We start from the raw sequence: 12543 nt of genomic DNA, 5'->3' as shown, positions 1-12543 counted from the left end.
AAGCAGTTCTACCTGCCCGAAGCACACACCGACTTCGTGGTCCGCCGCGCCGGCGCCCGCCGCGCCGGGGTGCCGGTCCCGCTCGCCGTCCTGGTCCCGCACCTGAAGCCGCCTCTCGCCGTGCCGTCGTACGACCGTCGCCGTACGGCCGTACGCCCCGATTCTCGCCGACCGGGGGCGGGTGCCGGGCCACGGCCCCGGGTCGGTCAGCGGCTCACCGGCTCGTCCGCGAGCCGGGGCGCCGGCTCGTCCGTCGCCGCGGGGGTCCGCCCCGGCAGGTACAGGCCGACGACCACCGCACCGATCAGGGCGACGGCGGCCGAGCCGAGCGCGGTCACGTGCATGGCGCTGATGAAGGCGTCGTTGGCGGCGGCGACCAGGGGCTTTCCGGCCACCGGGCCGAGCTTCGCGGCCGCGCCGAGCGTGGCCTCGATGGACTCGCCTGCCACGTCCCTGACGCCGGCCGGGACCGCGCCGAGGTGGCCCTCGATGTCGCCCCGGTAGACGGTGGAGAGCACCGAGCCGAGGACCGCGATGCCGAGCGCCCCGCCGACCTGGCGGAAGGTGTTGTTGATGGCGGAGCCGGAGCCGGCCTTCTCGCGGGGCAGCGCCTGCATCACGGCGACGGTGACGGGCGGCATGATGTGCGCCATCCCGGTGCCCTGGACGAAGAAGACGAGGCACAGCACCCACACCGGCGTACCGGCGTCGAACAGGGCGAAGCAGGCGAGTCCGGCGGCGACCAGCAGCATGCCCACCGTGCAGACCGCGCGGGCGCCGAAGCGGTCCACGACCAGCCGGGCCCGGGGCGCGAAGATCATCTGGGCGGCGGCGAGCGGAACGATCAGCAGGCCCGACTGGAGGGCGCTGTAGCCGCGCACGCTCTGGAGGTAGAAGGCGGAGAAGAACGTCACGCCCATGAGGGCGAAGAAGACCAGCGCTATGGCGGCGACGGCGGCGGAGAACGCCGGCTTCCTGAAGTACGTGATGTCGATCGCCGGGTGGCTGCTGCGCTTCTCGTGCCAGACGAATCCGGCCAGCACCAGCAGGCCGCCGACGATGGAGAGCAGCACGGTGGTGTCGGTGAAGTCGGCGAGTTCGCCGCCCCGGATGATCCCGTAGACCAGCAGGACCAGGCCGACGATGGAGAGCACGACGCCCACCGGGTCGACCCTGCCGGGCTTCGGGTCGCGGGAGTCGGGGACCAGGATCGCCATGGCGATCAGGGCGAGGACGACCACGGGGACGTTGACCAGGAAGATCGAGCCCCACCAGAAGTGCTCCAGGAGCAGCCCGCCGGTGATCGGGCCGATCGCGATGCCGAGGCCGACGCTGCCGGCCCAGATGCCGATGGCCTTGGGCTGTTCGTCGCGCTCGAAGACGTTCATCAGGACGGCGAGGGTGGCGGGCATCACGAAGGCCGCGCCGAAGCCCATCAGGGCGCGCCAGGTGATGAGTTCGCCGGGCGAGGCGGACATCGCGGCCAGGGCGGAGCCGAGGCCGAAGACCAGGATGCCGAAGAGGAGGACCTTCTTGCGGCCGATGCGGTCGCCGAGCAGCCCGGCGGTGAACAGGAGTCCGGCGAAGACGAGCGTGTAGGAGTTGATCGCCCACTCCAGCTCGCTCTGGGTGGCGCCGATGCCGGTGGGCGCGGGGCTGGCGATCGTCTTGACCGCGACGTTCAGGATCGAGTTGTCCAGCACCACGATGAGCAGGCTGAACATGAGGACGGTGAGGATCCACCAGCGGCGGCGGTGGACCGCCTCGGGTATGCGGGGCTCCGCGGCGGGCGCGGAGGCGGGGGTGGAGGCGGAGGGCGACGGTACGGGCATGGGGGCGAGCCTAACGCGGTTTCGATACGGGACCGTCTCGTATTGTTAAAACTTTGCCCAACCGCCACCCGGCGGACAGCTCGGTGGCCCACTTCCCGTTTGCCCGGACGGGATGCCACCATGGAAGAGATCCGGGGACGCCGTCAGGGCGCCTCGAGATGACGAAGGAGCTACCGACCATGTCGCTTCCGGCTGCGCAGAATCCGTCCTCCCCCGCAGGTGCGTCCCCCGACAGCAGCAAGGCGCTGTACGGAGGGAAGTCCACCCGCCGCATCACCGTCCACGACATCGCCGCCGCCACCGGGCGCGGCGAGAAGTGGCCCATGCTCACCGCCTACGACGCGATGACCGCGTCCGTCTTCGACGAGGCCGGCATCCCGGTCATGCTCGTCGGCGACTCGATGGGCAACTGCCACCTCGGCTACGAGACCACCGTGCCCGTCACGATGGACGAGATCGCCCTGCTCTCCGCCGCCGTCGTACGGGGCACCAGGCGCGCCCTCGTCGTCGCCGACCTGCCCTTCGGCTCGTACCAGGAAGGCCCCGTCCAGGCGCTGCGCAACGCCACCCGGCTGATCAAGGAGTCGGGCGTCGGCGCGGTCAAGCTGGAGGGCGGCGAGCGGTCCCACGAGCAGATCCGGCTGCTGGTCGAGGCGGGCATCCCGGTCATGGCCCACATCGGCCTGACCCCCCAGTCCGTCAACGCCATGGGCTACCGGGTGCAGGGCCGCGGCGAGGAGGCGGCCCACCAGCTGCTGCGCGACGCCAAGGCGGTCCAGGACGCGGGCGCGTTCGCCGTCGTGCTGGAGCTCGTACCGGAGGAGCTGGCCGCCGAGATCACCCGCACCCTGCACATCCCGACCGTCGGCATCGGGGCCGGCGCGGCGACCGACGCGCAGGTGCTCGTCTACACCGACATGGTCGGGCTGACCGGCGGCAAGGTGCCGCGCTTCACCAAGCAGTACGCGAACCTGCGCAAGGTGCTCGGCGACGCGGCGAAGGAGTTCGCCGACGAGGTCGTGGGCGGCACGTTCCCCGCGCCGGAGCACACGTTCCACTGACGCGCTGACCGCCGCTGGGCACGCACCGACCATTTCCCGCACCACCGACAGCCCGCCGACATCCCCCATCGGCGGGCTGTCGCGCGTCCGGACGCCCGTATCGGCGGCCTGTCGGTGAGCTGTCGGCGGACGCTGGTCCCATGGTGGACATGGAACGAATCGACAGGAACCCCAGGAGCGGCACGAACGCCGTCGAGGTACGGGGGCTGGTCAAGCACTACGGCGAGACCAAGGCACTGGACGGCGTGGACCTCGACGTCCGGGAAGGCACCGTCCTCGGTGTGCTCGGCCCCAACGGCGCCGGCAAGACCACCCTCGTACGCTGCCTCTCCACGCTGATCACCCCCGACGCCGGACACGCGGTCGTCGCGGGCTACGACGTGGTGACCCAGCCGCGCCAGCTGCGCCGCAGGATAGGCCTGACCGGGCAGTACGCCTCGGTCGACGAGAAGCTCTCCGGCTGGGAGAACCTCTACATGATCGGGCGGCTGCTCGATCTGCCCCGCAAGCAGGCGCGGGCCCGCGCGGACGAGCTGCTGGAGCGGTTCTCGCTCACCGAGGCCGCCAAGCGGGCCTGCATGGAGTACTCCGGCGGGATGCGCCGCCGTCTCGACCTGGCCGCCTCGATGATCGGCAGCCCGTCGGTGCTGTACCTGGACGAGCCGACGACCGGCCTGGACCCCCGGACCCGTAACGAGGTCTGGGACGAGGTGCAGCGGATGGTCGCCGAGGGCGCGACCGTGCTGCTGACCACCCAGTACATGGAGGAGGCCGAGCAGCTCGCCAAGGAGCTGACGGTCATCGACAAGGGGAAGATCATCGCCCGGGGCGGGGTCGACGAGCTGAAGGCCAAGGTCGGCGGCCGCACCCTGCACATCCGCCCCTCGGACCCGGCGGAGCTGCCCGCGATGGCCCAGGCGATCCGGGAGGCCGGGCTCGACGGCGTCGCCGGGGTGCAGGCCGTGCCGGACGAGGGGCTGCTGTACGTCCCCATCCTCAGCGACGAGCAACTGACCGCCGTCATCGGGCTGCTGGGCGTACGGGGCTTCTCCCTCGCCCATGTCGCCACCGCCCTGCCCAGCCTGGACGAGGTGTTCCTCGCGATCACCGGCGACAAGGCCTCCCCCCTCACCGACGCCGCTCCCCAGGAGGTCGCCGCATGAGTACCACCACCCTGACCCCCGCGCCCGCCGGGTCCGCGGACACCTCCCCGTCGAAGGCCGGGGCGGCCGAGGAGGGCCGGATAGGGCTGCGGGCCAACCTGCGGCACATCGGGGCCCTGGCGCGGCGCAATCTGCTCCAGATCAAGAAGGACCCGGAGTCGATGTTCGACGTCCTTCTGATGCCGATCATCTTCATCCTGCTCTTCGTGTACGTCTTCGGCGGCTCGATCGGCGCCAGCCTCGGCGGGAACCGGCAGGACTACCTGAACTACCTCGTTCCGGGGCTGCTGGCGATGATGGGCATGAACATCTCCATGGCCGTCGGCACGGGCGTCAACGACGACTTCCGCAAGGGGGTCATGGACCGGTTCCGGACGATGCCGATCGCCCGTTCCTCGGTGCTCATCGCCAAGATCGTGGTGGAGCTGGGGCGGCTGATGGTCGCCACGCTCATCCTGCTGATCATGGGCTTCGTCCTCGGCATGGAGCTGAAGGGCTCGGTGCTCGGACTCCTGGGAGCCATCGCGCTGGCCGCCGTGTTCGGCGCGGCCATCATGTGGATCTTCATCCTGCTCGGGCTCTCCCTGCCGACGGCCCAGGCCGTGCAGGGGACGGCGATGATCGTGCTGATGCCGTTGCAGTTCGGCTCCTCCATCTTCGCCCCGACGCAGACCATGCCGGGCTGGCTCCAGTCGTTCACCGACTACAACCCGCTGTCCAACCTCGCGGACGCGGTGCGCGGGCTCATGATGGGCGGCCCGGTCGCCGGCCCGGTCTGGGCGACGCTCGCCTGGAGCGCCGGAATCACGCTGGTGATGGCGCCGCTGGCGGTGTCCAAGTTCCGCAAGAAGGCCTGAGCGTCCCGGACACCCGCGGTGTCACCGGTACGTCTCCGCCAGGGCGGTGGCCTCGTCGAGGGTGAGGCCACCGCCCTCCTCGTACGCCGCCGTGAACGCCGCGTCGTCGAGCCGCGCCCGCACGGCCTCCTCGGCGTCCGCCAGGTTGCGGCGCTCGACCATGCTCGGTACGTGCCCCTTGGGCAGAAGGGCCGCCTGGAGCCCCAGCATCCGGGCGGCGTCCCGGGCCGCCCCGGCGGTGCCGGCGGCGTCGAGCCCGGCGAGCGCGTGGGCGGCGGCCGTCAGGTGGGAGGACGGCATCTGCGGGGCGACCATCATCGACAGCCGGTCCCGCGACCTGTCCAGCGCGGTCAGCGCGTTGTCCACGGCGGAGGCGTACGCGCCTTCGAGGTTGTCCAGCCAGGACAGCACGCCGAAGACGAAACCGCCGAAGATGGCGACGTCGCGCACCCCGAAGTCCTCGCGGACCTGTTCCGCCTGACCGCGGGCCTCGTCCACGCGCCCCTGGAGCCCGAGGACGAACGCCAGGTGCATCCGGGCCATCGGGGTCGCCTCGTGGGCCGACTGCCGCCCGTTCCCGGTGACCTCGCGCAGGATGGCCTCGGCCTCCGGGAGGCGGTCGATCTCGATGAGCGCCCCGGCGTACCGCGCGCGCAACAGCGCCACCTGGCTCTGGGCGCCGATCTTCCGCGCGTACTCCACGGCGGCCGCGTAGTCCCCCAGGGCCGCGGTGAACTCGCCTGCCCGCTCGTTGGCCTCGCCCCGTGCGGAGAGCGCCTCGGCGGCGCCCCAGTCGTCGCCGAGCCGGGTGTAGATCTCCAGGCTCTCGTCGGCGTCGGCACGTGCCTCGGCCACCCGCTCCGGGTCGTTGGCCCGGAAGTTGGCGCGGGTGTGGAGCGCCGAGCCGAGCTCCCACTCGTATCCGAAGGCCCGGGAGGCCTGGACCGTCTCGTCCAGCAGGTCGTACATCCGCTCCATGTCACCGCTGAGCAGGATCGCGAGCATCCACAGCGTGCCGGGCATGCGACAGGTCTGCGGCTGTCCGGGCCGGTAGGTGTCGGCGATGATCCCCAGGCGCGCCCTGCCCTCGGGGGTCGACCACGCGCTGATCGCGTGGTCCACGCCCGCCAGTTGGAGCAGCGCCACTCCGCGCCGCGCCTCCGCGAGCTGTTCACCGTCCATCGGCGGCGGCCGGTCGGTGGCCCGCTCCATCAGCGAGGGGGCCCGGACACCGGGCTCGGCGAACGGGTCGGGGCCCAGCGAGGAAGCGGCCTCGCCCCACTGGCGGGCGTCCGAGCGCAGGTCGCGCAGCATCCAGTACCAGGACATCGACAGCACGATGCACAGCGCCTCGTGCTCGTCCCGGACGGCGACGGCATGGCGGAACGCGGTGCGCAGGTTCTCGTACTCGCGCTGGAAGACCGCGATGGCGTCCCGCTGCCCGGCGCCCCGCACCTCGGGCCCGGTGATACGGGCCAGCTCCCGGAAGTGGACCAGGTGCCGGCGCTCGACCGCCTCCCGCTCGCCGGCCTCGTCGAGCCGCTCGGAGGCGTACTCCCCGACCGTCTCCAGCAGCCGGTAGCGCATCTGCGCGTCGTCGCCGGGCACGGCGACGACGAGGGACTTGTCGACGAGGGAGCCGAGCAGGGAGGCGACGTCGAGGGAGTCCACGGCGACGGTCCCGTCCCGCTCGGGCAGCGCGCAGACCTCCTCGGCGGCGGCGAGGGAGCAGCCGCCGGCGAAGACGGCCAGGCGGCGCAGCACGGCGTGCTCGGCCCCGTCGAGCAGCTCCCAGGACCAGTCGACGACGGCGCGCAGGGTCTGCTGGCGGGGCAGCACGGTCCGGCTGCCGTTGGTGAGGAGGCGGAAGCGGTCGTCCAGCCGGTCGGCGATCTGGCGGGGGGTGAGCATCCGCAGCCGGGCGGCGGCCAGTTCGATGGCGAGCGGCAGCCCGTCCAGGCGGCGGCAGATCTCGGCGCAGGCGGCGGCGGTCTCCTCGTCGGTGTCGGTGCGGAAACCCGGCCGGGCGGCGGCCCCTCGCTCGGCGAGCAGGCGCAGGGCCATCGGGTCGGGCAGCGGGTCGACGGGCCGGACGAACTCGCCCGGTACGCCGAGGGGTTCGCGGCTGGTGGCCAGGACGGTGAGGTGCGGGCAGTGGGTGAGCAGGTGGTCGGTGAGGGCGGCCGCCGCCCCGACGACGTGCTCGCAGTTGTCCAGGAGCAGCAGCATCCGGCGCGGGGCGCAGTGCTCGGTGAGGCGTACGAGGGGGTTGTCGCCGGAGCGGTCGGCGGCCCGCAGCTCCTCGGCACCGGCCCCGCGCAGCACGGTCTCGCGGGCGCCGAGCGCGCTCAGGACGGCCTCGGGCACGGCGTCCGGGTCGTCGACGGGGGCCAGCTCGGCCAGCCAGACCCCGTCGGGCCAGGCGTCGGCGGCCGCCTCCGCGGTCTCCTGCGACAGCCGGGTCTTGCCCGCGCCACCGGGCCCGAGGAGGGTGACGAGCCGGGCCTGGGACAGGTCCTCGCGCAGGGCCGCGATGTCGTTGTCGCGGCCGACGAAGCTGGTGAGCCGGGCCCGGAGGTTGCCGGACGCGGGCGGCGGGGCGGGCCGGGCGGGCCGCTCCCCGGTGGCGGGCGGCGCCGGGGGCGGGGGCGGCCGCAGGGGCTCGGGCGCGGCTTCCTGGTGGAGGAGCTGCCCGTACAGGCCGCGCAGTTCGGGCCCCGGGTCGGTGCCGAGGCGTTCGGAGAGTACGGTGCGCACCTCGTCGTAGGCCGCCAGTGCCTCGGCCGTTCGTCCGGCGTCCCGCAGGGCCCTGATGCGCAGGGCCTGGAGCGGTTCGTCGAGCGGGTGGGCGGCGCAGAGCGCGGTCAGCTCCCACAGCGCCTCGTCCGCCCGCCCCAGGACGCGCAGCGCCTCCAGCCGGGCCCGCCGGGCGCCGAGCCTGCGGGCCTCCAGGCGGGAGGCGGGCTCCGTACGGTCGGGGAGGTCGGCGAGCGGCGGGCCGTTCCAGAGCGCGAGGGCCTCGTCGAGGACGGTGACGGCCCCGGCCGCGTCGCCCCGCTCCAGGGCCCGGCTCCCCTCCCCCGCCAGCCGCTCGAAGCGGTGCAGGTCCACGGCGTCCGCCTCGGCGGCGAGCCGGTAGCCGCCCTCCACGGACTCGACGGCGCTGCGGCCCAGCGCCCGCCGCACCCGCCCGACCAGCGCCTGGAGCGCGCCGGCCGCGTCGGCGGGCGGATCACCGTCCCACACCTCGTCCACGAGCACCCCGGCCGGGACCGTCCGCCCGGGGTGCAGGGCGAGGACGGTGAGCAGGGCGCGCAGCCGCGCCCCGCCGAGGGCGACGGCCGTACCGTCGTCGCGAAGTGCCCGGGTGGTGCCGAGGATGCAGTAGCGCACGGGCCCATTGTCATCGACGGAGGCGGGCGCGGTGGTGGCCGGGTGGTGCTCCTCGGGTTGACCGGGTGGTACTCCTCGGGTTGACCGGGTGGTACTTGTCGGGTTGGCAGGGGTGCCCCTCGGCTCGATGGGGTGGTGCGGCTCTCGGGTCGACCGGCTGATGCTCCTCCGGGTTGACGGCATGGAACTCCTGACCGGGTCGTCGTCGTTGCCGCCGTGTCGGCGTACCCACAGCCGTCGCCGTTCCGCCCCAGCCCCAGCCCCAGCCCCAGCCCCAGCCCCAGGAGTGTGTGCCGATGACCACCGCAGCCACCCGCGGGGACCGGAGGATCAGCCCGGTCTTCCTCGGGATCGCCGCCGTCACCGCCGTCGCGGGCTGGGCCGTGTGGTCGGGGACGGGGGGCGCCACCGGCTTCGCGGTCTTCCTCTTCGTCACCGGGGCCTGGATCGTCTCGCTCTGTCTCCACGAGTACGCCCACGCCCGCACCGCGCTGCACAGCGGGGACCTCTCGGTGGGGGCGAAGGGCTATCTGACGCTCAACCCGCTGAAATACACCCACGCGCTGCTCAGCGTCGTGCTGCCGGTCCTCTTCGTGGTGCTGGGCGGGATCGGCCTGCCCGGCGGCGCGGTCTACATCGAGCGGGCCCGGATCCACGGGCGGTGGAAGCACAGCATGATCTCGGCGGCGGGCCCGCTGACGAACGTGGCGTTCGCGCTCGTGTGCACGGCCCCCTTCTGGCTGGACGCGCTCGACGGGGTCCCGCTCGCCTTCCAGTACGCGCTGGCGTTCCTGGCGATGCTCCAGGTGACGGCGGCGATCCTGAACTCCCTGCCGATCCCCGGGCTGGACGGCTACGGGGTGATCGAGCCCTGGCTCTCGTACCGGATCCGGCGCCAGGTGGAGCCGATCGCGCCGTTCGGGCTCATCGCGGTCTTCGCGATCCTGTGGATCCCCGGGGTGAACATCGCCTTCTTCGACGGGATCTCCTCGCTGCTGGGCGCCCTGGGCGTCGAGAACGCCCAGCGCTACTGCGGCTACGACCTCTACCGCTTCTGGCAGGCGTTCTTCGGCGAGCAGAACCCGGGCTGCGCGGTGGCGTGAGCCCGGGTCCGCGCGGCCCCGGTCAGACAGCGGCGGCCGGTGCGGCCGACGGCTCGGCGCGGGGGCCCCGCCGCCCCTGGCGGAGGGCGGCGGCGAGGATCGCCACGACGACGCCGCCGAACGCCCAGGCGCCGAGGATCCACAGGGCGCCGGTGGTCGCGTTGCCGTCGAAGTAGACGGTGTTGCGCACCACGGTCGTCCCGGCCCCCGGCGGCAGGGCCTGGCCGATCGCGCTCCAGAACGGTGGCAGCAGCGAGGACGGGTACACCCCGCCGGAGCTGGGGTTGCCCAGGACCGTGAAGATCAGGATGGTGAGGCCGAGGCCGACCGTGCCCGCCACCGACTGGAGGGCGACGCCCACCGCGCCGGAGGCGAACACCACCAGGGTGCCGATGCCGACCAGCTCCCAGAAGGCGCCTGGGAGGCAGTTCAGGACCGGGCCCACGATGATCGCCCCGCCGATGCCCGAGACGAAGCCGTACGGGAGCATCGACGCCAGCCGGACCAGGGTGCGGCGCAGGGTGGGCTTCTTGGAGCCGGCCGCCATGTTCAGGGCCGATGCGGCGAGGTAGCCGCCGATGGTCCAGCTGAGGACGAGGTAGAAGGACGACAGGCCCCGCGAGTCGCCGGCGGAGGGCGGGCGGAGGTCGCGTACGACGATCTCGCGGTCCTGGGCGCGGGCGGCCGCCTGAAGGATCTCCGTGGCGGCGGTGGAGGCGGACGGCCCGCCCGCCGAGGCGACGAGCACGGTGTCGGTGCGTCCGGCCGCGTCCATGAGGAGGACGGCGTCGGTGCTCCGGTCCAGCAGCCGGGCCCGTGCCTCGGCGCGGTCCGCGACGGCGGTGACGTGGAGCGGGTCGCCGGGGAGCGCGTCGAGCCGGGCCGTCAGCTCCCGCTCGACGGCGGGCGGGGCGACCACGGTGACCGGCACCTTGTGCGGCTTCGGTGCGTGGAAGGCGCCCATGTAGGAGAGGGCGAAGCCCAGTTGGAGCAGGAGCACCCCCAGCATGACGAGCGCCGACCGGGTGGAGACGGCGTCGCGCAGCTCTCCCAGGATGCCGCGCCTGCCGGTATCGGTCCGTGCGGTCGACCCCGAACCGCCGTCCCTCGCGTCTGCGCTGTCGTCCCTCGGCTCTGCCACGCGGTCCTCCCTCGTCGTACGCGCCACGGCCGTGGCGAGGCCGTCACATGGTCGGCCCCGGGTGGCGTCCGGGCTCCGGGGCGCGCCCACGGGTCAGGGCCCTCGACCCGAACGGCGCAGGGCCGGGGAGGCGTGACGGCCGGGGAGGTGGAGGGGTGACGGCCAGGGAGGCGGGGGCGTGACGGCCAGGGAGGTGGGGAGGGCGGGTCAGCCGGCGTCGGGCGAGGACGCCGTCATGCGCTGCCTGCGTACGTAGAACCAGACCATGTTCGACGAGAGCCCCACGATCAGCACCCAGACGATCCCGAGCAGGCTGCCCTGGGCGAAGGAGACCACGGCCGCCACGACGGCGAGGACGCAGACGACGAGGGCGTAGAGAGCGAGGCGGGGCATGGGGGGCGGCTCCTGTCGGGGAACGGTCGTGGTCCCGTCCAGTGTCCCCCATGCCCCGTTGTGCCCCGCCTGGGGGAGCTCTCCGCGGTGGCGGGCCCGGTCAGACGTCGGTGGTGCGCAGTCCGGCGTGGGCCTTGTAGCGGCGGTTGACCGAGATCAGGTTCGCCACCAGCGACTCGACCTGGTGGGCGTTGCGGAGCCGGCCCGCGAAGATCCCGCGCATCCCGGGGATGCGGCCCGCCAGCGCCTGCACGAGGTCCGTGTCGGCCCGCGCCTCGCCCAGGACGAGGACGTCGGTGTCGATCTCCTCGATGGACTCGTCCTGGAGCAGCACCGCCGAGAGGTGGTGGAAGGCGGCGGTGACCCGTGAGTCCGGCAGCAGGGCGGCGGCCTGCTCGGCGGCGCTGCCCTCCTCCGGCTTGAGGGCGTAGGCGCCCTTCTTGTCGAAGCCGAGCGGGTTGACGCAGTCGATGACGAGCTTGCCCGCCAGCTCCTCGCGCAGGGACTCCAGGGTCTTGGCGTGGCCGTCCCACGGCACGGCGACGATCACGATGTCGCTGCGCCGGGCGCACTCCGCGTTGTCCGTGCCCTCGACGCCGTGGCCAAGCTCGGCGGCCGCATCGGCGGCCCGTCCGGCGTCCCGGGAGCCGAGGGTGACCCGCTGTCCGGCGCGGGCGAGCCGGTAGGCGAGGCCGCGCCCCTGCGGGCCGGTCCCGCCGAGTACGCCGACGCTCAGGGCGGAGACGTCGGGAAGGTCCCAGGGGTCCTTGGCGGGGGGCTTGGGCGCACTGTCGCTGTCCTGTGTGGTCATGGGCCGACCCTACTGCCAGGTAGGGGCCGGGGCCCCGCCCGGAGGCCCCGCGGCCCCCTCGTCGTACGGCCGGACACGCGGTCCTCCGTTCGGGTGACGGGGAGGCGTGCGGGGGTCGCCGGGCGGGACGCGGGGGCAGGATGCCGGGCCATGGATGCCGTACGTGTCGCCCTGCTCCGTGACGTGCTGGCCGGGACCCGGTGGCCGGCCTCCGCCCGCCGGTTCGCCCTGGCGCTGCGCTCGTCCCTCGTACCGGGGGGCGGCGGGCTGCTGCTGGTGGGGACCGAGACGTACGAACCGTGGCACCTGGCGGCCCACCTGGCCGACGAGTCCACCTGGTCCGGGCTGCCGGAGCTGACGCCCACGCTGGTGCGGCACCGGGTGGAGCGGGGCGATCCGGCGCATCTGGCGGTCGGGCTGGGCCGGATCGAGGCGGCGGGGCGGGGCGAGACCGTGCTGCTGGTCGCGCCGGAGCGGCCGGACGGCGGGCTGCTGGAGCGGGTGCACGACGCCCGGCGGGCCGGGGCGCGGGTGCTCGCCCTGGGCGGCGGTGACCCGGAGGTCGGCGGGCTGGCGCACGAGTCGCTGGTGGTCGGCGGGGACGACGAGGTGGACCTGGACACCGTGCAGCACCTGGTGAGCGCGGCGGCCGGGGAGAACAGCAGGCCGGTGGCGCGCGGCGGCCGCACGTTCCGCGACCGGCTCTCACGCCTGGCCGACCGCCTGACGGAGCCGCCGCCGGGGCGGTGGTAGGGCTGGGCGGGGCGGCCGTGCCCCATCCCTGACCCC

Annotated in this window: 10 protein-coding genes; 5 read left to right on the top strand and 5 right to left on the bottom strand. The window is 73.6% G+C overall.

Annotated features, from left to right (window positions below; translation table 11 throughout):
* Nucleotides 1–206: 206 nt before the first annotated feature.
* Nucleotides 207–1832 carry an MFS transporter gene (locus tag AB0917_RS03310; protein ID WP_366817735.1) on the bottom strand — a complete coding sequence of 542 codons (1626 nt, stop codon included), beginning with the start codon at nucleotides 1830–1832 and terminating at the stop codon, nucleotides 207–209.
* Between the two features lie 179 nt (nucleotides 1833–2011).
* Here AB0917_RS03310 and panB point away from each other — a divergent pair, with 179 nt between their 5' ends.
* The 3 genes from panB to AB0917_RS03295 all read left to right on the top strand — a co-directional run bounded on the left by panB (nucleotide 2012) and on the right by AB0917_RS03295 (nucleotide 4913).
* Nucleotides 2012–2893 carry a 3-methyl-2-oxobutanoate hydroxymethyltransferase gene (panB, locus tag AB0917_RS03305; RefSeq protein WP_366817734.1) on the top strand — a complete coding sequence of 294 codons (882 nt, stop codon included), beginning with the start codon at nucleotides 2012–2014 and terminating at the stop codon, nucleotides 2891–2893.
* Between the two features lie 140 nt (nucleotides 2894–3033).
* A complete protein-coding gene (locus tag AB0917_RS03300) occupies nucleotides 3034–4056 on the top strand; it encodes an ATP-binding cassette domain-containing protein (protein WP_366817733.1) in 1023 nt (340 codons plus the stop codon).
* Nucleotides 4053–4913 carry an ABC transporter permease gene (locus AB0917_RS03295; protein WP_366817732.1) on the top strand — a complete coding sequence of 287 codons (861 nt, stop codon included), beginning with the start codon at nucleotides 4053–4055 and terminating at the stop codon, nucleotides 4911–4913. Before AB0917_RS03300 ends, AB0917_RS03295 begins: the two co-directional genes overlap by 4 nt.
* 21 nt (nucleotides 4914–4934) lie before the next feature.
* Here the strand turns inward: AB0917_RS03295 and AB0917_RS03290 are convergent, their stop codons facing one another.
* On the bottom strand, nucleotides 4935–8306 hold the full coding sequence (locus tag AB0917_RS03290) for a BTAD domain-containing putative transcriptional regulator (protein ID WP_366817731.1): 3372 nt from the start codon (nucleotides 8304–8306) through the stop codon (nucleotides 4935–4937).
* A gap of 296 nt (nucleotides 8307–8602) precedes the next feature.
* Here AB0917_RS03290 and AB0917_RS03285 point away from each other — a divergent pair, with 296 nt between their 5' ends.
* A complete protein-coding gene (locus tag AB0917_RS03285) occupies nucleotides 8603–9409 on the top strand; it encodes a site-2 protease family protein (RefSeq protein WP_366817730.1) in 807 nt (268 codons plus the stop codon).
* A 22-nt stretch (nucleotides 9410–9431) separates the two neighbouring features.
* On the opposite strand, the gene AB0917_RS03280 is transcribed toward AB0917_RS03285, so the two are convergent.
* From AB0917_RS03280 to npdG, 3 genes are all read right to left on the bottom strand, one after another.
* Nucleotides 9432–10454: a DUF3533 domain-containing protein gene (locus tag AB0917_RS03280; RefSeq protein ID WP_366817743.1), complete on the bottom strand. Its 1023-nt coding sequence runs from the start codon at nucleotides 10452–10454 to the stop codon at nucleotides 9432–9434.
* Nucleotides 10455–10757: 303 nt separating this feature from the next.
* Entirely contained in the window at nucleotides 10758–10943 is a 186-nt protein-coding gene (locus tag AB0917_RS03275) for a hypothetical protein (RefSeq protein WP_366817729.1), read from the bottom strand.
* 100 nt (nucleotides 10944–11043) lie between these two features.
* The gene (npdG, locus tag AB0917_RS03270; RefSeq protein WP_366817728.1) at nucleotides 11044–11754 is read right to left on the bottom strand and encodes an NADPH-dependent F420 reductase; all 711 of its coding nucleotides are present in this window, start codon (nucleotides 11752–11754) and stop codon (nucleotides 11044–11046) included.
* A gap of 150 nt (nucleotides 11755–11904) precedes the next feature.
* Here npdG and AB0917_RS03265 point away from each other — a divergent pair, with 150 nt between their 5' ends.
* Entirely contained in the window at nucleotides 11905–12507 is a 603-nt protein-coding gene (locus tag AB0917_RS03265; RefSeq protein ID WP_366817727.1) for a hypothetical protein, read from the top strand.
* Nucleotides 12508–12543: the final 36 nt, after the last annotated feature.

The sequence above is a fragment of the Streptomyces sp. NPDC007346 genome (genome assembly GCF_040703535.1).
In the GTDB taxonomy this organism is placed as follows: Bacteria; Actinomycetota; Actinomycetes; order Streptomycetales; family Streptomycetaceae; genus Streptomyces.
The sequence above is the reverse complement of the archived record's forward strand: the minus strand, read 5'-3'. Positions and strand labels throughout refer to the sequence as shown.

Bases quoted from the DNA above. Each gene is read 5' to 3' on its own strand.
- npdG (WP_366817728.1), bottom strand. From the start codon at position 11,754: ATGACCACACAGGACAGCGACAGTGCGCCCAAGCCCCCCGCCAAGGAC.
- AB0917_RS03300 (WP_366817733.1), top strand. From the start codon at position 3,034: ATGGTGGACATGGAACGAATCGACAGGAACCCCAGGAGCGGCACGAAC.
- AB0917_RS03310 (WP_366817735.1), bottom strand. From the start codon at position 1,832: ATGCCCGTACCGTCGCCCTCCGCCTCCACCCCCGCCTCCGCGCCCGCC.
- AB0917_RS03275 (WP_366817729.1), bottom strand. From the start codon at position 10,943: ATGCCCCGCCTCGCTCTCTACGCCCTCGTCGTCTGCGTCCTCGCCGTC.
- AB0917_RS03285 (WP_366817730.1), top strand. From the start codon at position 8,603: ATGACCACCGCAGCCACCCGCGGGGACCGGAGGATCAGCCCGGTCTTC.
- AB0917_RS03295 (WP_366817732.1), top strand. From the start codon at position 4,053: ATGAGTACCACCACCCTGACCCCCGCGCCCGCCGGGTCCGCGGACACC.
- AB0917_RS03265 (WP_366817727.1), top strand. From the start codon at position 11,905: ATGGATGCCGTACGTGTCGCCCTGCTCCGTGACGTGCTGGCCGGGACC.
- panB (WP_366817734.1), top strand. From the start codon at position 2,012: ATGTCGCTTCCGGCTGCGCAGAATCCGTCCTCCCCCGCAGGTGCGTCC.